Source organism: Mesorhizobium maamorense (assembly GCF_044998965.1).
GTDB lineage: Bacteria > Pseudomonadota > Alphaproteobacteria > Rhizobiales > Rhizobiaceae > Mesorhizobium.
The window spans coordinates 1,340,695-1,363,837 of record NZ_CP173356.1 but is presented as its reverse complement, the minus strand read 5'-3'; the positions used below and the strand labels follow the sequence as shown (position 1 = coordinate 1,363,837).

21 protein-coding genes are annotated in these 23,143 nt (G+C 62.4%); 14 read left to right on the top strand and 7 right to left on the bottom strand.

The window, feature by feature from the left end; translation table 11 throughout:
- Position 1 precedes the first annotated feature (1 nt).
- Genes ACIU1A_RS06890 through ACIU1A_RS06880 form a run of 3 tightly spaced genes read left to right on the top strand, consistent with a single transcriptional unit; the run spans position 2 to position 4,117 of the window.
- Positions 2–1,609: a carboxyl transferase domain-containing protein gene (locus tag ACIU1A_RS06890; RefSeq protein ID WP_404926943.1), complete on the top strand. Its 1,608-nt coding sequence runs from the start codon at positions 2–4 to the stop codon at positions 1,607–1,609.
- Between the two features lies 1 nt (position 1,610).
- Complete coding sequence (locus tag ACIU1A_RS06885; RefSeq protein ID WP_140580871.1) at positions 1,611–2,174, top strand: O-acetyl-ADP-ribose deacetylase; 564 nt, start codon at positions 1,611–1,613, stop codon at positions 2,172–2,174.
- Positions 2,156–4,117, top strand: a complete 1,962-nt coding sequence (locus tag ACIU1A_RS06880; RefSeq protein WP_404926942.1) for an acetyl/propionyl/methylcrotonyl-CoA carboxylase subunit alpha — start codon at positions 2,156–2,158, stop codon at positions 4,115–4,117. Before ACIU1A_RS06885 ends, ACIU1A_RS06880 begins: the two co-directional genes overlap by 19 nt.
- A 79-nt stretch (positions 4,118–4,196) precedes the next feature.
- Here the strand turns inward: ACIU1A_RS06880 and ACIU1A_RS06875 are convergent, their stop codons facing one another.
- Positions 4,197–4,409, bottom strand: coding sequence for a hypothetical protein (locus ACIU1A_RS06875; RefSeq protein WP_404926941.1), 213 nt, complete (start codon positions 4,407–4,409; stop codon positions 4,197–4,199).
- A 76-nt stretch (positions 4,410–4,485) separates the two neighbouring features.
- On the opposite strand from ACIU1A_RS06875, the gene ACIU1A_RS06870 reads away from it, so the two are divergent.
- Positions 4,486–5,109 (top strand): hypothetical protein, encoded by a 624-nt coding sequence (locus ACIU1A_RS06870; protein WP_404926940.1) that lies wholly within the window; start codon positions 4,486–4,488, stop codon positions 5,107–5,109.
- 63 nt (positions 5,110–5,172) lie between these two features.
- On the opposite strand, the gene ACIU1A_RS06865 is transcribed toward ACIU1A_RS06870, so the two are convergent.
- Together ACIU1A_RS06865 and ACIU1A_RS06860 are read right to left on the bottom strand one after the other, a co-directional pair.
- The gene (locus ACIU1A_RS06865; RefSeq protein WP_404926939.1) at positions 5,173–6,294 is read right to left on the bottom strand and encodes a branched-chain amino acid ABC transporter substrate-binding protein; all 1,122 of its coding nucleotides are present in this window, start codon (positions 6,292–6,294) and stop codon (positions 5,173–5,175) included.
- A gap of 398 nt (positions 6,295–6,692) precedes the next feature.
- On the bottom strand, positions 6,693–6,959 hold the full coding sequence (locus ACIU1A_RS06860) for a sel1 repeat family protein (protein WP_010915070.1): 267 nt from the start codon (positions 6,957–6,959) through the stop codon (positions 6,693–6,695).
- A 446-nt stretch (positions 6,960–7,405) separates the two neighbouring features.
- Between ACIU1A_RS06860 and ACIU1A_RS06855 the strand changes: the two genes are divergently transcribed.
- The 5 genes from ACIU1A_RS06855 to ACIU1A_RS06835 all read left to right on the top strand — a co-directional run bounded on the left by ACIU1A_RS06855 (position 7,406) and on the right by ACIU1A_RS06835 (position 11,084).
- Positions 7,406–7,747 (top strand): DUF2147 domain-containing protein, encoded by a 342-nt coding sequence (locus ACIU1A_RS06855; protein WP_140517988.1) that lies wholly within the window; start codon positions 7,406–7,408, stop codon positions 7,745–7,747.
- A gap of 198 nt (positions 7,748–7,945) precedes the next feature.
- Positions 7,946–8,104, top strand: a complete 159-nt coding sequence (locus tag ACIU1A_RS06850) for a hypothetical protein (protein WP_404926938.1) — start codon at positions 7,946–7,948, stop codon at positions 8,102–8,104.
- Positions 8,105–8,157: 53 nt separating this feature from the next.
- Positions 8,158–8,352, top strand: coding sequence for a hypothetical protein (locus ACIU1A_RS06845; protein WP_404926937.1), 195 nt, complete (start codon positions 8,158–8,160; stop codon positions 8,350–8,352).
- A 101-nt stretch (positions 8,353–8,453) separates the two neighbouring features.
- Positions 8,454–9,914, top strand: coding sequence for an AMP nucleosidase (locus tag ACIU1A_RS06840; RefSeq protein WP_246671782.1), 1,461 nt, complete (start codon positions 8,454–8,456; stop codon positions 9,912–9,914).
- A 159-nt stretch (positions 9,915–10,073) separates the two neighbouring features.
- Positions 10,074–11,084, top strand: a complete 1,011-nt coding sequence (locus ACIU1A_RS06835; RefSeq protein ID WP_404926936.1) for an endonuclease/exonuclease/phosphatase family protein — start codon at positions 10,074–10,076, stop codon at positions 11,082–11,084.
- Positions 11,085–11,097: 13 nt separating this feature from the next.
- Here ACIU1A_RS06835 and ACIU1A_RS06830 read toward each other — a convergent pair whose 3' ends face one another.
- The gene (locus tag ACIU1A_RS06830) at positions 11,098–11,691 is read right to left on the bottom strand and encodes a DUF922 domain-containing protein (protein WP_404926935.1); all 594 of its coding nucleotides are present in this window, start codon (positions 11,689–11,691) and stop codon (positions 11,098–11,100) included.
- 138 nt (positions 11,692–11,829) lie between these two features.
- Positions 11,830–13,509 carry an electron transfer flavoprotein-ubiquinone oxidoreductase gene (locus ACIU1A_RS06825; RefSeq protein ID WP_140559444.1) on the bottom strand — a complete coding sequence of 560 codons (1,680 nt, stop codon included), beginning with the start codon at positions 13,507–13,509 and terminating at the stop codon, positions 11,830–11,832.
- Positions 13,510–13,818: 309 nt separating this feature from the next.
- On the opposite strand from ACIU1A_RS06825, the gene ACIU1A_RS06820 reads away from it, so the two are divergent.
- From ACIU1A_RS06820 to ACIU1A_RS06810, 3 genes are all read left to right on the top strand, one after another.
- Complete coding sequence (locus ACIU1A_RS06820) at positions 13,819–14,373, top strand: hypothetical protein (RefSeq protein WP_404927868.1); 555 nt, start codon at positions 13,819–13,821, stop codon at positions 14,371–14,373.
- Positions 14,374–14,482: 109 nt separating this feature from the next.
- Positions 14,483–15,355 carry a uracil-DNA glycosylase family protein gene (locus ACIU1A_RS06815; protein ID WP_404926934.1) on the top strand — a complete coding sequence of 291 codons (873 nt, stop codon included), beginning with the start codon at positions 14,483–14,485 and terminating at the stop codon, positions 15,353–15,355.
- Positions 15,356–15,403: 48 nt separating this feature from the next.
- Complete coding sequence (locus ACIU1A_RS06810) at positions 15,404–16,207, top strand: helix-turn-helix domain-containing protein (protein WP_404926933.1); 804 nt, start codon at positions 15,404–15,406, stop codon at positions 16,205–16,207.
- Positions 16,208–16,216: 9 nt separating this feature from the next.
- Here the strand turns inward: ACIU1A_RS06810 and ACIU1A_RS06805 are convergent, their stop codons facing one another.
- Positions 16,217–17,119 (bottom strand): DMT family transporter, encoded by a 903-nt coding sequence (locus ACIU1A_RS06805; RefSeq protein ID WP_224617863.1) that lies wholly within the window; start codon positions 17,117–17,119, stop codon positions 16,217–16,219.
- Positions 17,120–17,401: 282 nt separating this feature from the next.
- Between ACIU1A_RS06805 and pepN the strand changes: the two genes are divergently transcribed.
- Positions 17,402–20,047, top strand: a complete 2,646-nt coding sequence (gene pepN, locus ACIU1A_RS06800) for an aminopeptidase N (protein WP_404926932.1) — start codon at positions 17,402–17,404, stop codon at positions 20,045–20,047.
- A gap of 101 nt (positions 20,048–20,148) precedes the next feature.
- On the opposite strand, the gene ACIU1A_RS06795 is transcribed toward pepN, so the two are convergent.
- Entirely contained in the window at positions 20,149–20,562 is a 414-nt protein-coding gene (locus ACIU1A_RS06795; protein WP_140517978.1) for a cupin domain-containing protein, read from the bottom strand.
- 243 nt (positions 20,563–20,805) lie between these two features.
- On the opposite strand from ACIU1A_RS06795, the gene ACIU1A_RS06790 reads away from it, so the two are divergent.
- A complete protein-coding gene (locus tag ACIU1A_RS06790; RefSeq protein WP_404926931.1) occupies positions 20,806–23,130 on the top strand; it encodes a PAS domain-containing sensor histidine kinase in 2,325 nt (774 codons plus the stop codon).
- Positions 23,131–23,143 lie beyond the last annotated feature (13 nt).

The following is a 23,143-nucleotide window of genomic DNA, read 5'->3' as shown; positions in this document are numbered from 1 at the left end:
CATGGCCGTCCTCCGGACCCAGATCTCCCCTTCCTCCGATACCTTCCACACCAATGCCGAACGCATGCGGGCGCTGGTCGGCGATATCGCCGAAAAGGCCGCGAGCGTCGAGCGCGGTGGCTCGGAAGAGGCGCGCGAGCGACACGTCGCGCGCGGCAAGCTGCTGCCGCGCGAGCGGCTGGCGCAATTGCTCGACACCGGGTCGCCCTTTCTCGAGATCGGCCAGTTCGCCGCATGGTCGATGTATGGCGAGGACATTCCCTCCGCCGGCATCATCGCCGGTATCGGGCGCGTCGAAGGCACGGAAGTGATGGTCGTCGTCAATGACGCCACGGTGAAGGGCGGCACCTATTACCCGCTGACGGTGAAGAAGCATCTGCGCGCGCAGGAGATCGCGCTGCAGAACAATCTGCCTTGCGTCTACCTGGTCGACAGCGGCGGCGCCAACCTGCCCAACCAGGACGAGGTGTTTCCCGACCGCGAGCATTTCGGGCGCATATTCTACAACCAGGCCAACATGTCCGCCTCAGGCATCCCGCAGATCGCCTGCGTCATGGGTTCGTGCACGGCGGGCGGCGCCTATGTGCCGGCAATGTCGGACGAGACGATCATGGTGCGCAACCAGGCGACCATCTTCCTCGGCGGTCCCCCGCTGGTGAAGGCCGCCACCGGCGAGGACGTCAGCGCCGAGGATCTCGGCGGCGCCGACGTCCATACACGGCTCTCCGGCGTCGCCGACCACTACGCGCTCGACGACGAGCATGCGCTGGCCATCTGCCGGCGCATCATAAAGAACCTCAATCGGAACAAGACCGTAAGCCTTGCCGTCCAGAAACCGATTCCGCCGCTTCATCCGGCAGATGATATCTACGGCATCGTGCCGACGGATCTGCGCCAGCCCTATGACGTGCGCGAGGTGATCGCGCGCCTCGTCGACGGTTCGGAGTTCGACGAGTTCAAGCAGTATTACGGCACCACGCTCGTCACCGGCTTTGCCCATCTTCACGGCATGCCGGTCGGCATCATCGCCAACAATGGCGTGCTGTTTTCCGAAAGCGCGCTGAAGGGCGCGCACTTCATCGAGCTGTGCTGCCAGCGCAAAATCCCGCTGGTGTTCCTACAGAACATCACCGGATTCATGGTGGGGCGCAAATATGAGGCAGGCGGCATCGCCAAGGACGGCGCCAAGCTGGTGATGGCAGTCGCCACCGCCCGCGTGCCCAAGGTCACCGTGATCATCGGCGGCTCGTTCGGCGCCGGCAATTACGGCATGTGCGGGCGCGCCTACTCGCCCCGCTTCCTGTGGATGTGGCCGAACGCCCGCATTTCGGTGATGGGCGGCGAGCAGGCGGCGACGGTGCTGGCCATGGTCAAGCGCGAGGGTATCGAGCGCAAGGGCGGCGAATGGAGCGCCGAGGAAGAAGCGAAGTTCAGGAAGCCGATCCTGATGAAATACGAGCATGAAGGCCACCCGCTCTATTCCTCCGCAAGGCTATGGGACGACGGCATCATCGATCCGGCCAGGACGCGCGAGGTCCTGGCGCTCAGCCTCTCGGCGGCGCTCAACGCGGAGAGCGAGGAAACGCGCTTCGGCGTGTTCAGGATGTGAGATGGGCGAGGTGCAGGACAGGATCCGCATTAACGTCGGCGACATCACCAAGCTGGATGTCGACGCCATCGTCAACGCGGCCAATTCCTCGCTGCTCGGCGGCGGCGGGGTCGACGGCGCCATTCACCGGGCGGCGGGGCCGGAACTCCTCGCCGAATGCCGCACGCTCAACGGCTGCAAGACCGGCGATGCAAAGTTGACCAAGGGCTATCGGCTGCCGGCCCGCTACGTCATCCATACGGTCGGTCCAGTCTGGCAGGGCGGCGGCAAGGGCGAGGCGGAGTTGCTCGCCTCCTGCTATCGGCGTTCGCTCGAAATCGCCGCCGAGAAGGAATGCCGCTCGGTCGCCTTTCCGGCGATCTCGACGGGCATCTACCGCTATCCGAGGGATGAGGCGGCAGCAATTGCAGTCGGCGCCGTAACCAGCTTCTTGAGCGGAAATACGACGCCGCAGACCGTCATCTTCTGCTGCTTCGACGAACAAATGGCCGAACTATACCGTGAGGCCGTTGCTTCCTCGAGGCGAACGCAGTCTACGGAGGTTTCATGTTCACAAAGATCCTGATCGCCAACCGAGGCGAGATCGCATGCCGGGTGATCCGCACGGCGCGCAGGATGGGGGTGCGCACGGTTGCCGTCTATTCCGATGCCGATGCGAAATCCCTGCATGTCGAGATGGCCGACGAGGCGGTACATATCGGTGCCTCGCCTGTCAGCGACAGCTATCTGCGCGGCGACAAGATCGTCGCGGCCGCCTTGGCGACAGGCTCGCAAGCCGTTCATCCCGGCTATGGCTTCCTGTCGGAAAATCCTGATTTCGTCGACCAGGTGGCGGCCGCGGGGCTCACCTTCATCGGCCCGTCGGCGGCCTCTATCCGCGCCATGGGGCTGAAGGATGCCGCCAAACGGCTGATGGAAAAGGCCGGCGTGCCCGTCGTGCCGGGCTACCATGGCGAGGCACAGGAGATCGTGGTCCTGGCCTCCAAGGCACGCGAAATCGGCTACCCCGTGCTGATCAAGGCGCGGGCCGGCGGCGGTGGCAAGGGCATGCGCCGGGTCGAGCACCCCGACGAGTTTTCCGAAGCGCTGTCGAGCGCACGACGCGAGGCGAAATCCGCTTTTGGCGACGACCGTGTACTGGTGGAAAAATATATCGACAAACCGCGCCACATCGAGGTGCAGGTTTTCGGCGACAATTTCGGCAATGCCGTCCATCTGTTCGAACGCGACTGCTCGGTGCAGCGACGCCACCAGAAGGTTATCGAGGAAGCCCCCGCCCCCGGCATGACGGAGGCGTTGCGCAAGGCGATGACCGAGGCGGCGGTGAAGGCCGCCAAGGCGATCAGCTACTCCGGCGCCGGTACCATCGAATTCATCGTCGATGCCTCGCAAGGCCTGAAGCCTGACCGCTTCTGGTTCATGGAGATGAACACGAGGCTGCAGGTCGAGCACCCGGTCACCGAGATGGTCACCGGCACCGATCTGGTCGAGTGGCAGTTGCGGGTAGCATCCGGCGAGAAGCTGCCGAAAACGCAAGGCGAGATAAAGCTTGCCGGCCACGCCTTCGAGGCGCGCCTCTATGCCGAGGATGCCGCAAGGGAGTTTCTGCCTGCGACCGGCACGCTGCATCATCTGAAATTTCCCGACATGGTTCCCCAAGGGGCCGCCATGCGTGTCGAAACCGGGGTGCGGGCCGGCGACGCCATTTCTCCCTATTATGATCCGATGATCGCCAAGCTGGTGGTGCATGGCGGGGACAGGCCGGCTGCGCTGGAGGCACTCGGCGCGGCGCTTGCGCGAACCGAAGTCGCCGGTTCGATCGTCAATACCGCCTTCCTCGCCGCGCTGGTGACCGATCCGGACTTTTCGGCGGGCGACGTCGATACCGGCCTGATAGGCCGCCACCAGCAGGCGCTGACCGAGATTGCGCCGCCGAGCGGCGAAACGGTCGCGGCCGCGGCCATAGCGGCCTCCGGGGCGGGCGCGCTGCCGGCATCGGATGATCCATGGTCGTCGCTTGCCGGCTACACGCATTTCCATGGCATGGCACGACAGATCCGGCTGAAGTTTGGCGAGGACGATATTCTGGCAAGGGTTTCGGTACGACCAGACCGGCGTTCCCAGGTGACGCTCCATGCACCCTATGACAGCGCCAATTCGCATGACCTTCGCGCCGTTCCTCGCCTCGCCCGCTGGCCAGGCCACATCACGATATTCGAAGGCGCGGCCGGCTATACGTTCGCGGTGCCGGACCCGTTGGCCAGAGGCGATGATGCGGCGGCGGCGTCAGGCAGTTTGCGCGCGCCGATGCCGGGACTGGTCAAGCTTGTGCGGGCGACAAAGGGCGATACGGTGATGAAGGGGCAACCGCTGCTTATTCTCGAGGCGATGAAGATGGAGCACACCATCGCCGCGCCGCATGATGGCGTGATCGCCGAGATCGCCACCGAGGGCGCACAGGTTACCGACGGCACCGTGCTGGTGCGGTTCGCCGAGGAGGCTGCTTAGCGTGATTTCTTTGATTGAAGCCGTTTAATTTCAGGTTTGAAGATGCTATCTGTACGGCTATGAGCAAGTCGCCTAACACTCAGCTAAGTTCGAAAAAGTCGGGATCTTGGGAGATCGTGACGACGTCTCCCGCCGGAAGGATTATTGAAACAACAGTATCTTCAGTAACGAAGCCATCTGTCAGGCCGAAGGTAGTTAAGTCGGCGATTGTTAAGAAGGCAGCAACGGCCAAGGCAAAAGCGGCGCCAACAAAGGCGGCAGCGGTCCACACGTTGACCCAGAAACCAATCACAAAGCCTGGTAGGATATCCGACCGCAAAGCGCTGGACGTCGTTACTCACTACGTAAGCAAGTACGCACGATAATCTATGGGCGCCCGTGATGTTTTCATCAATTGCCCATTCGATGTAGCCTTTGCACCAAGCTTCCACGCCTTGGTATTTGGCGTCTTAGCATGCGGATTCCGCGCGAGATGTGCTCGCGAGATGGACGATGGGGCTGAAACTCGCATAGATAAGCTCTATAGGATTGTGGAAGAAAGCCGTTATGGTGTCCATGATCTATCACGCACAGAACTGGATCCGATAAACAATCTGCCCCGCTTCAACATGCCATTGGAACTCGGATTGTTTCTTGGCGCGAAGCGATACGGCGATGACGAGCAAAAGAAAAAGCGATGCCTAATACTAGATGTTGCTCAGTATAGATATCAACAGTTCATTTCCGATCTTGCCGGGATGGATATTACCGCGCACCAAGGCATTCCTAGAACCATGGTAACGCGGGTGCGCGATTGGCTCGCGACAGTTTCGCGACGCAAATCAATTCCATCACCCAACTTAGCTTTGGACAGCTATGATAGATTCGTCGCGGCTTTGCCCGACCTCACGGCTCAGGCAGGCATCGATGGCCAAAACATTTTGTTTGCGGACTACGAAAGACTTGTTTTGGCTTGGATTCAGGCTGATCATGGTCGTGCAATACCAGCATAGATAGCGCTGGCCGGGACAAGCCCGGCCATTCTTTGTCTGATCGCCGCAGCGACGTCCGAGCGATTACGGCTTGATCGGCGCGTACTTGCCGTCGTGCCACTGGTTGATGTCGTAGCTGGCGTTCTTGAGGTCGCCCTTCTCGTCGAAGGTGACATTGCCGACAACCGTGCTGATTGGCTGCCCGTTCTTCAGCGCCTCGGCGACCTTGGCCGGATCATCGCTGCCGGCACGCTTGATGCCTTCCGCAAAGGCCTGGATCGTGGCGTAGGAAAACAGCGTGAAGCCTTCCGGCACGAAACCGCCGGCTTTGATCTTCTCGACGGCTGCCTTGGCTTCCGGCTTTGCCTGAGGATCCGACGGGAAGACGAACATGGTCCCTTCGCCGGCCGGGCCGGCAACCTGCCAGAACTCCGGCGAGGCTATCGAATCCGGCATGATCAGCTGGAACTTGATGCCTTGTTCCGCCGACTGGCGCAGGATCAGGCCAGCCTCCGGGTGATAACCGCCGAAATAGACAACGTCGGCCTTGAGGTCCTTGAGCTTGGTGACCAGCGCCGAATAGTCCTTTTCGCCGGCGTTGATGCCTTCATAGTCCACTTCCTTCAGGCCGCCCGCATTCATCGTTGCCTTGACCGCATCGGCAACGCCCTGACCGTAGGCACTCTTGTCATGCAGGATGACGACGTTCTTGCCGGCATATTTCTTCGCGATCCAGGGGCCGATGAAGGCGCCCTGCGCATCGTCACGCGTGTAGAGGCGCATGATCGTCGGCCAGCCGGCCTTCGCTGCGGCGTCAGTCAGCACCGGGTTCGAGGAGGCCGGGCTCATCATCAGGGCACCGGCTTCGGCATAGACGGCGGAAGCCGGAATGCTTGAACCCGAGCAAGCGTGGCCGTCGATGAACTTGACGCCATTGGCGACGATACGGTTGGCGACCGAAACCGCCTGCTTCGGGTCGCACTGGTCATCCTCGATATCTAGCTTGATCTGGCGACCGTCGACACCGCCGGCGGCATTGATCGCATCGGCGGCAGCCTGCGCGCCCTGCTTGAACTGATCGCCAATGGTGGCGAGCTGTCCGGTCATCGGACCGACCACCGAAAAGGTGATGTCGTCGGCATAGGCGACCGGCGCGCTCATCATCAGGCCGAAAATGGCCGCGTTCAAAATACTCAATTTTTTCATTGTGGTATGACTCCTCCACTCACGCGCGGCCGCCCCGGCCACGCTTCTTCCAGAGAGGCCGGACAATTTCATCCTTCGTGTGGCCTGTCTAGGCGCATTGACGCCGCTCGATTAGGCCTGCGAAGCATCGCTGGAGCAAAAAGGCAAAAGCCGCGCCGGCCTTGTTCCGGCCGGTCGCGGCTTTGCCTGTCGAGCTGTTTCTCAAGCGCCCCCGCACTCGAACCCAACTCGCCTTCCCTGTCTTCCTGCTGGCCTTGATCTTTCCGAAAACCGGATCATGGCCGCCGCGCCGCTGGCCCTGTCGGGCGTGCCGCGTTCTTGGTTTTGTCGCGTGGCCGTCTTACCGCGGCCTTGTCCTTGCCCGGCGGACCGGAAGGCGCCCTGCCTTATCTCTAAATTCAGTGCATCGTCATCCATTCGCGGGCTTCGCGCAGCGCCTTGGCGATCTCGACCTTCGACATTGCAGCCGACAGTTCCGAGCGCAGTTCCGCAGCGCGGGCCGAACCCTTGATCGCGGCGATGTTGAACCATTTGTGGGCGGCGACGACATCGGTCTCGCAATCGCGGCCCGTCGCATACATCATCCCCAGTTCGAAAAGAATGTCGGCCTGGGCAGTTGCCCCCATGGCGCCGAAGCCTGCTTCAAGCATTTCAAAACGTGCCATTTTTCAATCCTCTCTTCCGGCCCTGTCTGGCTCCCGAGAGCTGCCTCCGTTTGTCTGCCCGGGCTGCTCTTTCGATGCTTTCGAGAATGCCGCTCAGGCTTGAATCCGTCGTTAAATGGCGTGCTTAATTTGAGGAAAACAAAGCTAAAACAATAGGTAAACGTGGAAATTCGTTAAGGATACAAAGCCAGCGATTCAGCCGGATAGCGCCAAATTTGACGAAAATTTTCGCGAGCGGAATCAACACTCCGCTAACCACGCGAAACAAACGTCGCGCATGCATGCATTCATTTCCCTGCCGACATTGCTTCCGTCGGTGCTTCTGAATTGCCAAAGCTGCCGCTGCGGCACCGCTTTTGTTTTGCAGGGAGCTGGATTAGCTTACGTTTGCGTAAGCGGCAGACCGGCGAGGCGGAGCCTCCTGCCGGGTAACCAAGGGAGGAAAAATGTTTCGAAAAGCAAGCCTGGCCCTGGCGGCCACTTTGATCCTGACCGGTGTGGCCTGGGCCGATCCGATCGAGGGAAACTGGAAGACGCAGGCCGGCGATACCGCGGCCATCGGGGGCTCGGGTTCATTTTCCATCACGCTGAAGTCTGGCAAATATGCCGGCAAGACCATCGGTTCGCTCAAGGCGTCCGGCGACAACAAATACACCGGCAGCATAACCGACCCGGCAAACGACAAGACCTACTCCGGCAAGGCGACACTGTCGGGCACCTCGCTGAAAATGAGCGGTTGCGTGCTCGGCGGACTGATCTGCAAGAGCCAGACCTGGCACAAGCTCTGATCGACCCTATCCTTGCGACATGAAAACGGGGCCGGCAGGCCCCGTTTTCGTTTCATGATCCTGGCATGCTGTGCCGGCGGCCATGCTCCTTATTGCCTCCAAACCCATCAACCAATTTGAACGGCAGATGAACGCCGACATCAGAGCCGGTTCAGTCGTGCCCGGGCATTCTCCTGCGTGTTGAAGGAGACACGACCAATGCTCGCCCGCCGCTTCACCATCGTCTGCCTGCTGGTGAGCCTGTTTGGAATGTTCTTCGCCATCCTCGTCGCCGAAGCGGGCCGTCCGGCCCGTTCCTGGGACGAGGCCAGTTCCAGAACCTGCCGCCTCGCCTGCCCGATCACCCTTCGCCCCTGAGGCAGAAACCAAAGACCTGACCAAACCAAGATCTCGAAAGAAAAGCAAAGACCATGAACCCCATCGCCGCCAACCTCTTCAAAACCGTTCGGCTTCTGCCGCGGGCGGCGCTCATCCTGGCGTTTCTTGCCGCCCCGGTCCTGGCCGTGCCGATGATGCGTGCCGATGCCGGTTCCACGATCGACGCGCCAGCACTGAAGAAATCCGGCGTCGGTTTCGTGCTGCTGGTCAGCCTGCAGCGCGGATAAATCGCGCCTTCGATCGGGACACCCCTCCCAACCGCCTTTCCAAATCTCTATATTGAGCCATGGAAAAGCGAATCTATCCCCAAGCCATCGAATCTGTCGTCATGCCCGAGCCTTTTGGCCGGCAAAGCTTCGACACCGCCGAAAAGGCCGTCGCGGCGCTGCAAGCCCTTTATGACCGCAACACCAAGTTCCTGCGCGACTCCTTCGCGGCGCTTGCCGCCGGCGGGGACAGCAGCAAGCGCTACCGCGCCTTCTACCCGGAGATCGGCGTCACAACGAACTCGTTCACCCAGATCGATTCACGCCAAGCCTATGGCCACATGCCGACGCCGGGGCATTTTTCCACCACCATCACCCAGCCGAGCCTGTTCGAAAGCTATCTGGTCGAGCAATTGCGTCTGATCATGCGCAATCACGGGGTCGCGGTCACGGTCTCGGAATCGACAACGCCGATCCCGCTGCATTTCGCCTTTCTCGAAGGCACCCATGTCGACGGAACGGCGGCCGAGCGTATCCAGCGGCCGATCCGAGACCTGTTCGACGTGCCAGATCTCGACGGTACAGATGACCAGATCGCCAACGGCACGTTCGAAGTGGCGTTCGGAGAACCAAGGCCGCTGGCGCCCTTCACCGCGCAGCGGATCGACTATTCGCTCCACCGCCTGTCGCACTATACCGCGACCACGCCGCAGCATTTCCAGAATTTCGTGCTGTTCACCAACTATCAGTTCTATATCGACGAGTTCGTGGCGCGCGCCCGTGACCTGATGGAGAGTGGCGGCGGCGGATATGCCGAATTCATCGAACCGGGCAACGTGGTCACCAAAGCCGGGCAGAGCGCCCCGAGCGAAGGGATGGCGCCACAGCGCCTGCCGCAGATGCCGGCCTACCATTTGAAGAAGCCGAACCATGGCGGCATTACCATGGTCAATATCGGTGTCGGACCCTCCAACGCCAAGACGATTACCGACCACATCGCGGTGCTGAGGCCGCATGCCTGGGTGATGCTCGGCCACTGCGCGGGCCTGCGCAATACGCAGGCGCTGGGCGACTATGTGCTGGCGCATGCCTATGTGCGCGAGGATCACGTGCTGGACGACGACCTGCCGGTCTGGGTGCCGATCCCGCCGTTGGCCGAAATCCAGGTGGCATTGCAGGAAGCGGTGGCCGAAGTCACCGGCCTGTCGGGCTACGATCTCAAGCGCATCATGCGCACCGGCACTGTCGCCACCATCGACAACCGCAACTGGGAACTGCGCGACCAGCGCGGACCGGTTCAGCGGCTTTCGCAGTCCAGGGCGATCGCACTTGACATGGAATCGGCGACGATCGCGGCCAATGGCTTCCGCTTCCGCGTGCCTTACGGCACGCTCTTGTGTGTCTCCGACAAGCCGCTGCATGGCGAACTGAAGCTGCCCGGCATGGCGACCGAGTTCTACAAGCGGCAGGTGGCGCAGCACCTGACCATCGGCATCAGGGCGATGGAAAAGCTTTCGGAAATGCCGATGGAGCGACTGCATTCGCGCAAGCTCAGAAGTTTTTCGGAAACGGCCTTCCAGTAGCCGATCTGCGCGCCGCCAGAGCAATTCGCCGTCTTGCCGGCGATTCGCCATCTTGCCCGCAATTCGCTATCTTGATTGAGCCGCATTTTTGCCGATAACCGGGCGAGGACCATCGCTGGCAACTCATGCAGATCTGATCCGATGAAACGCAGTCGAGACATGGCGGCTTCACTGGTATTCATCGTGATGATGACGCTCTCGGTCGCGCTGGTGTCCGGCTTCTTCGGCGCCTTGCACCCGGCGCTCGATTCCTTTTCGCATTTCCGCATCCACCTCGCCGTGCTGATGGCGCTTTGCGCGCTGCCGCTGCTGGCGACATCGTTTCGCCTGCAAGCGGCCGCGGCCCTGGTTTTTGCCGTGGCCGCTCTTGCGACCGCTTCGACCGCCTTGCCTCGGCCGTGGCCGGTTCAGGCGGTCGCCAAATCCACCGACCAGGTAGTCTACAGCCTGCTGCAGATGAATTTGCGCTACGACAACCCGACGCCGAAGAAAGTGCTGTCACTGATCGGCCGGACCAATCCCGACGTCATCACCCTGGACGAGGTGTCGGCGATGTGGGCGACGGAGCTTGGCTACATCGCCAGCGCCTATCCATACCGGATCCTCTGTCCTTATCCCAACGGCGTATTCGGCGTCGCGCTGCTCTCGCGGCGACCTTTTGTCGCCGGAACCGCGCCACATTGCGAGCGCCGGGGCGCAATGGCCATTGCGACCATCGATTTCGGCGGCAGGAGCGCCGACGTCGCCGCCATCCACCTCAGCTGGCCGTGGCCCCGGGAGCAGTATTGGCAGATCGGCGAACTCTCGGAGCAGCTTTCATCGCTCGGCCAAACCGCCATCATGGCCGGCGATTGCAACGCGGTGCCATGGAGCGCCGCGGTGCGAAGCGTCGCCGCTCTCGGCGGACTGACGGTCATGCCGTCGGCCGGGTCGACCTGGATTCACCGGAAGCTGCCCGACTTCCTGCGCCGCTATGCAGGCCTCCCGATCGACCAGGCGTTCAGCAAGGGCGGCGTGACCATTCTGTCGTCAACGCGACTGGAAGATACCGGCTCCGACCATCTTCCCGTACTCGTGGAGTTCTCGCTTCGCCCCGACGACAGGCTGCCCCATGACGAGCATGAGAGCGCGCTCGCGGCGAGCGACCTTGAAAACAATCCGCGCGGTTGATGCTTCGGCATTCTCAGGGTTTGGTCAACGCTTCGACAAGGTGCTCGACAGGCCCGCCGCCGCGATGCTCGCGCGCATCGAAAGCGTTCTGCCTGGCTTCGTATTCGACATAGATGGCCTTGATCCGGCGCCGCGCCTCGAGATGCGTGCCGGTGCAGAACCAGTTGTCCGGGCGCCGCAGGCCGGCAAGCGCGGTCTCGGTGGCCCGCATCATCCGCCTCGCAATACCGCCATGCGTCTGCTCGTGCTTGCGAACGCCGATCATGAAACGGTCCCAACGCTTGCGCAGGACAGGGCTTGCCGACAAGAGCCGCGGGAAAGTGTAGGTTAGGTTGAGCGTCCCGTTGGCCTGCCGCAGATGGCAGGCACCATCCTTCCGGACGATATCGAGATCCCAATGCACGGCGTAACCGGTTTCGGCGATGGCGCGCGTCATATAGCCGTGCTTGGGTCCAAGCCGGTCCATCGCCTCGACAAGGGCGGCTCCGGTATTTCCAGCGACATCATAGGTGCGGATGTGAACGGTGAGCTTTGTGCCCGCCGACGCGGCTGATGCGCAAAGCAGCATGAAGACCATGGCGAGCATCGTGGGGCTGGTCAGGCGCATGTCCGCCTCCTTTGTCGGAGCCGAGCAGACCACACTCGGCGGAAGGCTTCAACGGGCTTGATCGAGGCAGGCGGTCGACGGCGACAGACAAGTCCGCCGCTGCTCGCATGTTCTTCGTGACGGCTTAGCCGGGCACGCTCACATGTTCTGATAGACCGGGCCTTCGCCACCTTGCGGCGGCACCCAGTCGATATTCTGGTTCGGATCCTTGATGTCGCAGGTCTTGCAGTGGACGCAGTTCTGCGCGTTGATGACGAAGCGCACGTCCTTGGCCGCCGGATCGGCAGCGGCATTGCCGTCCTTGTCGACCCATTCGTAGACGCCTGCAGGGCAGTAGCGCGTCGAAGGTCCGGCAAAGACGTCATGCTCGGAACGCTTCTGCAGCTCCATGTCCGCCACCAGCAGATGCACCGGCTCGTTTTCCTCGTGGTTGGTGTTGGACAGGAACACCGAGGACAAGCGGTCGAAGGTCAGCACGCCATCGGCCTTGGGATAGTCTATTTTCTTGTGCTTCGCGGCAGGCTCTAGCGTGGCATAGTCGGCCTTGCCATGCTTCAGCGTGCCGAAGGGCGAGAAGCCGAACAAAGTGTTCAGCCACATGTCCAGGCCGCCGATGGCGACGCCGGCGATGGTGCCGAAGCGCGACCACAGCGGCTTGACGTTGCGCACCTTCTTCAGATCCTTGCCGATGTCTGTCGCCCGCCACGCGGCTTCGTAAGCGGAGAGCTCGTCATTGGCGCGGCCGGCGGCGATTGCCTCGGCGACATGCTCGGCCGCCAGCATTCCCGACAACACGGCATTGTGCGAGCCCTTGATGCGCGGGACGTTTACGAGGCCGGCGGCGCAGCCCATCAACGCGCCACCCGGGAAGCACAGTTTCGGCACCGACTGCCAACCGCCTTCGGTAATCGCGCGCGCGCCATAGCCTAACCGCCTGGCGCCCTCGAAAGTACCGCTGATCGCCGGGTGGGTCTTGAAGCGCTGGAACTCCTCGAACGGCGACAGCCAGGGGTTCTTATAATTGAGGTGGACGACGAAGCCCACCGCCACCTGATTGTCGTCCAGATGATAGAGGAAAGAGCCGCCGCCGGTCTTGAGATCGAGCGGCCAGCCGAAGGAGTGCTGGACGAGACCCGGCCTGTGCTTCTCCGGCTTGACCTGCCACAGTTCCTTGAGGCCGATGCCGTATTTGCCCGGCTCGCGGCCCTCGGAAAGCCTGAACCTGGCGATCAACTGCTTGGCGAGCGAGCCGCGCGCGCCCTCTCCGATCAGCACATATTTGCCCATCAGCGCCATGCCCGGCGCGAAACCCGGGCCGTGTGTGCCATCCTTTTCGACGCCCATGTCGCCGGTGACGACACCGGTGACGGCGCCTTCCTCGTTATAGAGCAGGCCGGCCGCGGCGAACCCCGGATAGATTTCCACGCCGAGCGTCTCGGCCTTGGCCGCCAGCCAGCGGCAGACATTGCCAAGCGAGACGATGTAGTTGCCGTGATTGTTCATCAGCGGCGGCATCATCATGTTGGGCAGGCGGAAAGAGCCGGCGGGGCCGAGCACCAGGAAATGATCCGCCGTGACCGGCGTTTTGAACGGATGGTCTTGTTCGTCGCGCCAGCCCGGCAGCAACCGGTCGATGCCGATCGGATCGACGACGGCGCCTGACAAGATGTGAGCGCCAACCTCACCGCCCTTTTCCAGCACGACCACGGAAAGCTCGGGATTGACTTGCTTCAGGCGGATGGCGGCGGCGAGGCCGGCCGGGCCCGCACCGACGATCACCACGTCGAATTCCATGCTTTCGCGTTCGATATCGCTCATCAACCCCTCCGCACTGGCTTGTCGCTATTGCGCGTATCTTGCTGGCTCATGCGCTGCATAGCGCATCAAGTCGCGACAGGAAACCGGCGCGTCTGTGACAACGCGGATTTGGCCAAAAAGTCGCGCATCGTGCCGAAGGACACCCGTTTTGCGCCGGCCTGCCCGCAACGCGTACGTTTTTAATTGTTCGACGGCTTGCTTATCGGCCATACTTCGCACCATGCGCATTTCTGGGCCAGCCGGCTTCTCATCAACGCGCTTCCCATCGACGCCCGGCAGGGCCTGCCGGGCGTTCCTTTCGGCCCTCCCCTGCTGGCGCCGGTCCATGCCTTTGCAGACGAGGTGAAGGTCTGGGCCACCGGTGCCTACTCCTTCTCCGACGAGCTTGGCGGGTTCGAAATCACCGGCGCTTCCGGCACCGGCACCAAGGACGATCCGCTCGTCATCACCGAAGAGCTGAATTCAGCGACGCCGGTGACGTTGACCATCCGTGCAACCAAGCCGATCCAGGCGTTCGGCAAGGCGGGCGAGTTCGCCAACGGCATCATGTATTTGCGCTTGGACGTGCTCAACAACAGCGGCCAGGCCTGGATCGAATTCCAGTTCGAGCTTCAGGAGGTCCTGAATCAGCCGAGCGTCTTCGGCGACGGGCTTTCGTTCGACCAGCGCAACAAGACGCCTGACAATATCTGGTCGAGCAATTTTGCCGATTTCGACCGCGATTTTGAACCGTATGACCGTCTGCTGTTCAAGAACGGCAAGGTCGACCCGCTAAAGACCGCCAGGTTCGAATTCCTGATCACCGACTATACGCCGCGCTGGACCTTTTATCTGGTGCAGGACCCGCGCATACCGACGGGTTAGGTTGCGGTGAGCGTATGACGCTGCCACAGACAGGCCGTCATTGCCCGGTTGTGCCAATGTCCCCAATCACCAACTTGCAATATGCGACCAGTCGAACGATGGTGGCGCCATGACTGCCGCTTCCCCAAACAGCCGACCTGATATCGCCGAGCTGCTCGCCTTCTATGCCAGCGCGGGCGTCGACGAGGCGTTGGAGGACGCGCCGGTGAACCGCTTCGCGGAAGCCGCGCCCAAGCCGGCGGAGCGGATGCCTGCTGTCGCGCCGATCGATAGCAGGGCACCGGAGCGACCCGCCCAACCGCGTCTCGATGCCAGCGCCGTCCCTAACGCTCCGCCCGCGCGCGCGCCCATTTCCGCGGTACCCGACGAGGCGCAGGCGGCGCTGGCGCGTGAATTGGCCTCGGCTGCCTCGACACTGGACGAGCTTCGCCAGCACATGTCGACTTTTGACGGCTGCAACCTGAAGTTCACCGCCAAGAACCTGGTCTTTGCCGACGGCAACCCGGATGCATCGGTGATGCTGGTCGGCGAGGCGCCCGGCCGTGACGAGGATATAGAAGGCCTGCCCTTCGTCGGCCGCTCCGGCCGGCTGCTCGACCGCATGTTGGCCGCGATCGGGCTAGACCGGACATCCGTCTACATCGCCAATGTCATCCCCTGGCGGCCGCCGGGAAACCGCACGCCGACGCCGCACGAAACCGAGATCTGCCGGCCGTTCATCGAAAGGCAGATCGAACTGGTCAAGCCGAAGGTGCTGGTCAATCTCGGCGGGCCCTCGGCCAAAACCCTTCTGAATACGAGCGAAGGCATCTTGCGGCTGCGCGGCAACTGGCGCGCCCACACGACAGCGTCCGGCGTCGTTATTCCGGCGATGCCGACGCTGCACCCGGCCTATCTATTGAGGACGCCGGCGCACAAGAAGCTGGCCTGGCGGGATTTTCTCGAGGTGAAGGCGAAGCTAAGAGCGCTCACCGCCCCATGACCTCGCGGGTAATTGAAATGCGCCTGCCGTCGCCCTAACCATGCCCTCATGACATCTCCTCAAACCTCCGCCGGCAGCCTCATCCGTGAATGGCGCACCCGACGCCGGATCAGCCAGCTCGACCTCGCCACGGAAGCCGATATCTCGCAGCGGCATCTGAGCTTCGTCGAGAGCGGGCGGGCCGCGCCGTCGCGCGACATGGTGCTACACCTGGCCGAGCAGCTTTCGATCCCGCTTCGCCAGCGCAACCAGCTCTTGCTGGCGGCGGGCTTTGCGCCGAGCTTCAGCGAAAGGCCGCTGACCGACATTTCGCTGGCACCGGCCATGGCGGCGGTCGAGACGGTGCTTCGAGGGCACGAGCCGTTCCCGGCGCTCGCGGTGGACCGGCACTGGAACCTCGTTTCGGCAAACACCGCCATTGGGCCGTTCCTGGCCGACGTTTCCGAGCCCTCGCTGCTCAAGCCGCCAGTCAACGTGCTGCGGCTCAGCCTGCACCCTGGAGGTGTCGCGCCGCGCATCGTCAATCTCGCGGAGTGGCGGGCGCACCTGCTGGAACGCCTGAAGCACCAGAACGACGCGTCAGGCGATCCGGTGCTGATCGAACTGGAGCGTGAGTTGCGCGGTTATCCCTCCGGCCTGAAGAGTGGGCGGCCGGCGCGGGTCGAGCCGAGCGGCATCGTGCATCCGCTGCGGCTTACCCATGGGGATCAGGTGCTGTCGTTCATCAGCACCATCACCGTGTTCGGCACGCCGCTGGACGTGACGCTGTCGGAGCTGGCGATCGAGTCCTTCTTTCCGGCCGACGAGCAGACGCGGACGGCGCTGGTAAGATTGGCGAAAGAGCGGGCCTAACGGTGCTGATCACCCCTGCGGCGGGGCGGCCTTGCGCGTGCGGGTGCGTTCCAGGCCGAGTTGACGTTCGCGCCAGATGATGAAGATGCCGGCGGCAACGACGATCAGACCGCCGGTCAGCGTGTTCAGCGTGGCGACATCGCCGAAGACGAGATAGCCGACCAAGACGCCGAGGATCATCGAGGTGTATTCGAACGGCGCCACCACCGATGCCTCGGCATGGCGGTAAGCCGAGGTCATCAGGATCTGGCCAAGGCCGCCGCAGAAGCCGGCGGCGACAAGAAGGACCGCCTGCCCCGGCGTCAGCGCCTGCCACCCAAACGGCAGCGACAGCAGCGCCATGACGCTCGCGGTGACCGAAAACCAAAGCACGATCGTGGCGGTGCGCTCGCTTTGCACGAGATTGCGCACGAGCAGCATGGCGACGGCCGAAATCGCCGCCGCTATCAATGCGGCGATGACGCCGAGCACCTCCTGGTCATCGAGCGCCTCGCCGGAACTCAGGAGCGTCAGCTCCGGCCAGGAGATGATCAGCACACCGACGAGGCCGACGGCGACCGCGCTCCAGCGATAGACACGAATGGCTTCGCCGAGGAAAATCGAGCTGAACACCACCACCAACAGTGGCTGGGCGTAATTCAGCGTGATTGCTTCTGGCAGCGGCAACCGCGTCAGCGCGAAGAAGCCGAGCCCCATGGCGCAGACGCCGACGACGCCGCGCGCGATGTGGTTGAACGGACGGCTTGTACTGAAAGCCGTGCCGAGATTTCCCTTGAAAGCCAGAAAGGCAATTATCGGAAAGATAGCGAAGAAGGAGCGGAAGAAGACGATCTGTCCCGCCGGCACAGTGCCCGCCGCCTTGATGCAGGTCGACATGCCGACGAAGACCGCCACCGAGACGATCTTCAGCATAATGCCGGTGAGCGTGTTGTGCCCTACGGTATTGTCACTGTTGTCGCGGCCTGCTGTCACGCTCCCGCCGCTTCCCGCGTGGTTGCCCAGGTGCGCGCCGGCGTTGCCGGTCTCTCGATATGCCTGACGTCGTAGACGGCGGCCATGACTGCCTCGCGATGCTGGAAAGGAAGGTCTGAATAGACCTTGTCGCAGTTTTGTCGAGCCGCCGGTTCGTGTAAAGAGCGCGGACTTCAAAATTTTGGACGGGCAGGACAGGCCCGGAAAGACAGGAACCAAGGAATGCGCACAGACACTGGCCAGGTCTTCAAACTCGAAGACTATCGCCCCAGCGACTATCTCATTCCGGAAACGAACCTTGAATTCCGTCTTTCGCCAGGCGCGACGATCGTCACGGCAATTTTGACCGTCGAGCGCCGGGATGGCGTCGCGGCCTCTACGCCGCTTGTGCTGGATGGCGACGGGCTGACGCTCAGGCGCGTCGAGATCGACGGCAGGAAAGCCAAGCCGACGGATTTTGCCGTGACGCCCGACCGACTGACCATCCTCAGGCCCCCGGCGGCGCGTCGCTTTCGGCTGTCGATCGAGACCGAGCTGGCGCCGTCGGGCAATGAAGCGCTGATGGGCCTCTACCGCTCAAGCAACGTCTATTGCACGCAATGCGAAGCAGAGGGCTTCCGCCGCATCACCTATTTCCTCGACCGCCCCGACATCCTTTCCGTCTACACCGTGCGGATCGAAGCCCGCCGCGACGAGGCGCCGCTGCTTCTGTCCAACGGAAACCGGGTCGACAAGGGCGATCTCGGCGATGGCTGGCACTATGCCATTTGGCACGATCCCTTCCCCAAGCCATCGTATCTGTTCGCGCTGGTCGCCGGCAATCTCGGCCGGGTCGCCGACAGTTTCGTCACCATGTCCGGCCGCACGGTCGAGCTCGGCATCTATGTCGAGCCCGGCAAGGAGAAGCTCGCCGGCTACGCCATGGATGCCTTGAAGCGATCGATGCAATGGGACGAGGAGGCATTCGGCCGCGAATACGACCTCGATGTCTTCAACATCGTCGCCGTGTCCGACTTCAACATGGGGGCGATGGAGAACAAGGGCCTCAACGTCTTCAACGACAAATATGTGCTGGCCGACCGGGAGACCGCGACGGACGCCGATTTCGCCAATATCGAGGCGATCATCGCGCATGAGTATTTCCACAATTGGACAGGCAACAGAATCACTTGCCGCGACTGGTTCCAGCTTTGCCTGAAGGAAGGGCTGACCGTTTATCGCGACCACGAATTCTCCGCCGACCAACGTTCGCGTGCGGTCAAGCGCATCGCCGAGGTGCGCACGCTGCGCGCGCATCAATTCCCCGAGGACCAGGGGCCGCTGGCGCATCCGGTCAGGCCGCGCCGCTATCGCGAGATCAATAATTTCTACACGGCGACCGTCTACGAAAAAGGCTCGGAGGTGGTGCGCATGATCCGTACCATCCTCGGGCCTGATAGCTTTCGCGCCGGCATGGACCTCTATTTCGAGCGGCACGACGGCACGGCGGCGACGATCGAGGATTTCCTGACAGTATTCGAGGAGGTGTCCGGCCGCGACTTGTCGCAATTCGCGCTCTGGTACCATCAGGCCGGCACCCCTAACCTGGCGGTGAGCTCGACCTATAACCGGGCGGAGCGGGAATTCACTCTGGAAATCGAGCAATCGGTGCCGCCGACCCCGTCGGAAAGCCGCAAACGACTGATGCACATACCGCTCGCCTTCGGTCTGATTGGCGCCGGTGGCGAGCCGGCCGCCTATGACACGGTCGACGGCGCCAGCGTCGAGGACGGCATCATCCACATCCGCAAGCGCCGGCATGTGGTGCGCTTCTCAGGCGTCGCCGAGCGTCCGGCGGTTTCGCTGAACCGCGGCTTCTCGGCGCCGATAACGCTTGCCGTCGAGCAGAAGACCGATGACCAATTCTTCCTTGCCGGCCACGACAGCGACAGCTTCTCGCGCTGGCAGACCTTCAACACGCTGCTTACGGATGCATTGATCTTGGCCTTCCGCCAGATTCTCGACGGCGCCGAGCCTGGCTTCACCGCGCGGCTGACCGAGCTTGCCGGCAGGATCGCGAGCGACGAGACGCTGGAGCCGGCCTACCGGGCGCTGGCGCTTTCGCTTCCGGGCGAGACCGACATAGCGCGCGACATCGGCAAAAACATCGAACCCAACGCCATCTTCGCTGCGCGCGAGGCGCTGGCGCTGGCAATCGCCAGGGCTAACCGCGACGCGTTCGCCGGCCTCTACGAGCGGCTTGCCGACGCCGGCCCGTTCAGCCCGGACGCAGCTTCCGCCGGACGGCGGGCGCTGCGCAACGTCATGCTCGATTATCTCTCGCTGCTGTCAGATGGCGCCGGGCTTGCGGCGGAGCACTTCCGGTCGGCCACCAATATGACTGACCGCGCCGCGGCACTGACCGTGCTGGCGCACCGCCACCATGGTTCGCCGGAGGCAAACAAGGCACTGGCGGCTTTCGAAGATACATATGCGTCCGACCCGCTTGTGATGGACAAATGGTTCCAGATCCAGGCCAGCGTACCCGGTCCGCAGGCGGTGGAGACGGTTCGCGCCCTAACCTCGCATCCGGCCTTCTCGATGGCCAATCCGAACCGGGTGCGCTCGTTGATCGGCACATTCTCCAGTGCCAACCAGACCGGCTTCCACCGCGCCGACGGCGAGGGCTACCTATTCTTCACGCAGACCGTGCTCGAGGTCGAAAAACGCAATCCGCAGGTGGCGGCAAGGTTGGCAACGGCGCTCCGGTCGTGGCGTTCGCTCGAACCTGGCAGGCAGGCCAAGGCCAGGGAAGCGCTGCTTTCGATCGCCAATGCCGAAAACCTGTCGGCGGATTTAAGCGATATTGTCGAGCGTACGCTGGCGTGAGCCAGACCCAAGCGGCCACCATGGTGGTCGGCGGCAATGCCAAGGCAACGCCACCGGCCCGTCAGGCTGTGCTTCTGCTGCTCGAACGGATTCCCGCCTCCCTACGCGGGTATCAACATGGCGATGCGATGCACGCCGACCTCGGCGCTCGTATTCGTCGCCTCGTCGGTCTTGCCCTTGGCGCAAGTGTATATGTCGCCTTCCTTGAGCTTGAACTCCTTGTCGGCCTTCTTGATCGTGAATTCGCCCGCAGTGATGGTGCATACCATGTCGTTGTCCATCACCATCGCCGGCGCATGTGTGCCGGGCTGAAACACGACATCGACGATTGAGATGCTTTTGTAGGCAGGAATGTCTGAGTTTCCCGTGCCTACCTCCACCACTCTGATGCCGGGCGCAATCTCCTTGCCCTCCTTCGGGCCGTATGTCCTCGTTTTTACCGACGCCGCCAGGGCGAACAAAGGCGTTACCGCTGCCGCTGACACGCCGAGAGCAATTGCAGATCTGCGATTCATGCTTTCCTCCCAATGTGCAATCCCGCACGGAATATGCGTGATTTCTAATATTATTCCCTTTCCACGGTAATCGCCATCGCATGCCTCTGCTCGGTTGGCGGAAAAGCCGCTATTTTAGTCGATTTTTAATCTTTTTTCGCCGGACCACTGGACAAGGCGAATCACCTTTGATTCTTTAATGGCGATTCGGAAGTGCGGCGTTTGCCGGATCATCAAGCATAGGCAAATCGGGGAGTGCCATTTATGGCGAAGGCGGACGCGTGGGGCGCGCCCGGAGGGATAGCTTTTGCGCGTCGCGAGACGCCGCGAGGCGACGGCCTTGCCGGGAATACGCGGCTCATCGCCGAACCGGCCTACAAGCGGCTTCTGGCGGCGGAGCCATTGCTGCGCCGATCGATACCGGCTCTCATCGTCATCTTCCTGATCGCGATCGCGGCGCTGCGCGTCCTGTCGCTGATGAACGAACGCGACGATATCGAGCGCAACGCCAAGGCGATCCTGATGCTGGCGTCCGGTCAACTGGCGAGTTCGCTGGCCACCACGTCCGACACCGCGCCGGGCGCCATCCAGGACCTGTTGGAAACGACCAGCCGCCAGAGCGCGATGAGCCGCGGCCACGTTCTTGTCATCACCGACAGCGCCTTCAAGATCACCGCGGTGACGCCGCGCTCGATGTCCTGGCAAGGCCGTTCGCTGGATAGCCTCGCCCAGGGCGGCCAGCCTCTGTTCATGTTCGGCGACCGCGCCGGAGTGATGGAGGTCGATATTGGCGGGCAGGACTGGTATGCAGCGGTCAGCCTGACGAACGGTCGCAAAGGCGCGGCAGCGGCGCTGGTGCCGCAGGACGCGGTTTTCGACGCCTGGCGCAAGACAGTCTCGCTGAATGTGACGCTGTTCGTGCTGACGGCCGGCGTGCTGATCATCATCCTCTATGCCTATTTCGGCCAGGCGGCGCGCGCGCAGGCGGCCGACCGCATCTATCTCGAAGCGCATCAACGCATCGACATGGCGCTGGTACGCGGCCGCTGCGGCTTGTGGGACTGGGACATGGTGCGCGGCAAGATGTATTGGTCGCGCTCGATGTACGACATGCTGGGCTACGAGCCATGCGACACGATGCTGTCCTTCGGCGAGGTCGACGAGATCATCCATCCCGATGATGGCGACTTGTTCCAGCTCGCCAACAGGATCGTCGCGCGCGAGATCGATCATATCGATCAGGTGTTCCGGATGCGGCATGCCGACGGGCAGTGGGTATGGATGCGCGCAAGGGCGCAGGTCATGGATCCGGAAGCACCCGAAATCCAGTTGATCGGCATCGCCGTCGACGTCACCGAGCAGCGTCACCTGGCGCTTCGTTCCGAGGCAGCCGATTTGCGCCTGAGGACGGCGATCGAGAACATCAACGAGTCCTTCGTGCTGTGGGATGCCGCCGAGCGGCTGATCATGTGCAATTCCAAATACCAGAAGGACAATGGCCTTTCGGACCGTGACGTGATGCCAGGCGCCGTGCGCGCCACGCTGGAAGAGCGCATGCTCGCTTTCGCTTCCGATCGGCGGCTTGCCAACAGCAATGGACCGCAGGGCGGCGCGACGTTCGAACGGCAGCTGGCCGACGGCCGCTGGTTGCAGGTCAACGAACTCAGAACCCGCGACGGCGGCATTGTCTCGGTCGGATCCGACATCACCCAGATCAAGCTGCATCAAGAAAAGCTGGTCGACAGCGAGCGCCGGCTGATGGCGACCATACACGATCTCAGCCTCGCCCGCCGGGCCGAAGAGGAGCGCGCGCGCGAACTGGTCGAGCTCAACCGCAAATACATGAAGGAAACCGAGCGCGCCGAAGCGGCGAACCGGGCCAAGTCCGAATTCCTGGCCAACATGTCGCATGAACTGCGCACGCCCTTGAACGCGATCATCGGCTTCTCCGAGCTGATGGAACAGGGGCTGTTCGGCCCGCTGGGATCGGAGCGCTACGAGGAATACGCCACCGACATCAACAGCAGTGGCAAATATCTCCTGGGCGTCATCAACGACATTCTCGACATGTCGAAAATCGAGGCCGGCCAATTCTCGCTCGACCGCGAAGAGATCGATCTCGGCCCGCTGATCAGCGAGACGGTCAGGGTCGTCTCGCTGCAGGCCGCACAGAAGGCGATCACCGTGGAGACCCGCATCGCCGACGCGCTGACGCTGTTTGCCGACCGCCGAGCGATCAAGCAGATCGTCATAAACCTTTTGTCCAACGCAGTGAAATTCACCGGCCAAGGCGGCCACATATCGGTCAGGGCCCGCAATACCTCAGGGGCGCTGGTGCTGACGATCGAGGATAATGGCTGCGGCATCCCGAAGGAGGCGCTCGGCAAGCTCGGACGGCCTTTCGAACAGGTGCAGAACCAGTTCTCCAAGAGCCATGCCGGGTCCGGCCTCGGCCTCGCCATCTCGCGCTCTTTGGCCGAACTGCAAGGCGGTGCCCTGAAAATCCGCTCAACCGAAGGTGTCGGCACGATCGTGTCGGTGCGCATTCCGGTGAAGAAGGCGACGCCCGTGGTCAAGGTCGCGGCTTAAGCAACGGGCTCCG

Bases quoted from the DNA above. Each gene is read 5' to 3' on its own strand.
- ACIU1A_RS06830 (WP_404926935.1), bottom strand. From the start codon at position 11,691: ATGCGCCTGACCAGCCCCACGATGCTCGCCATGGTCTTCATGCTGCTT.
- ACIU1A_RS06865 (WP_404926939.1), bottom strand. From the start codon at position 6,294: ATGAAAAAATTGAGTATTTTGAACGCGGCCATTTTCGGCCTGATGATG.
- ACIU1A_RS06810 (WP_404926933.1), top strand. From the start codon at position 15,404: ATGACATCTCCTCAAACCTCCGCCGGCAGCCTCATCCGTGAATGGCGC.
- ACIU1A_RS06850 (WP_404926938.1), top strand. From the start codon at position 7,946: ATGCTCGCCCGCCGCTTCACCATCGTCTGCCTGCTGGTGAGCCTGTTT.
- ACIU1A_RS06870 (WP_404926940.1), top strand. From the start codon at position 4,486: ATGGGCGCCCGTGATGTTTTCATCAATTGCCCATTCGATGTAGCCTTT.
- ACIU1A_RS06795 (WP_140517978.1), bottom strand. From the start codon at position 20,562: ATGAATCGCAGATCTGCAATTGCTCTCGGCGTGTCAGCGGCAGCGGTA.
- ACIU1A_RS06890 (WP_404926943.1), top strand. From the start codon at position 2: ATGGCCGTCCTCCGGACCCAGATCTCCCCTTCCTCCGATACCTTCCAC.
- ACIU1A_RS06860 (WP_010915070.1), bottom strand. From the start codon at position 6,959: ATGGCACGTTTTGAAATGCTTGAAGCAGGCTTCGGCGCCATGGGGGCA.
- ACIU1A_RS06845 (WP_404926937.1), top strand. From the start codon at position 8,158: ATGAACCCCATCGCCGCCAACCTCTTCAAAACCGTTCGGCTTCTGCCG.
- ACIU1A_RS06835 (WP_404926936.1), top strand. From the start codon at position 10,074: ATGGCGGCTTCACTGGTATTCATCGTGATGATGACGCTCTCGGTCGCG.
- ACIU1A_RS06790 (WP_404926931.1), top strand. From the start codon at position 20,806: ATGGCGAAGGCGGACGCGTGGGGCGCGCCCGGAGGGATAGCTTTTGCG.
- ACIU1A_RS06885 (WP_140580871.1), top strand. From the start codon at position 1,611: ATGGGCGAGGTGCAGGACAGGATCCGCATTAACGTCGGCGACATCACC.
- ACIU1A_RS06805 (WP_224617863.1), bottom strand. From the start codon at position 17,119: ATGCTGAAGATCGTCTCGGTGGCGGTCTTCGTCGGCATGTCGACCTGC.
- ACIU1A_RS06880 (WP_404926942.1), top strand. From the start codon at position 2,156: ATGTTCACAAAGATCCTGATCGCCAACCGAGGCGAGATCGCATGCCGG.
- ACIU1A_RS06855 (WP_140517988.1), top strand. From the start codon at position 7,406: ATGTTTCGAAAAGCAAGCCTGGCCCTGGCGGCCACTTTGATCCTGACC.
- pepN (WP_404926932.1), top strand. From the start codon at position 17,402: ATGCGCACAGACACTGGCCAGGTCTTCAAACTCGAAGACTATCGCCCC.
- ACIU1A_RS06825 (WP_140559444.1), bottom strand. From the start codon at position 13,509: ATGAGCGATATCGAACGCGAAAGCATGGAATTCGACGTGGTGATCGTC.
- ACIU1A_RS06815 (WP_404926934.1), top strand. From the start codon at position 14,483: ATGACTGCCGCTTCCCCAAACAGCCGACCTGATATCGCCGAGCTGCTC.
- ACIU1A_RS06840 (WP_246671782.1), top strand. From the start codon at position 8,454: ATGCCCGAGCCTTTTGGCCGGCAAAGCTTCGACACCGCCGAAAAGGCC.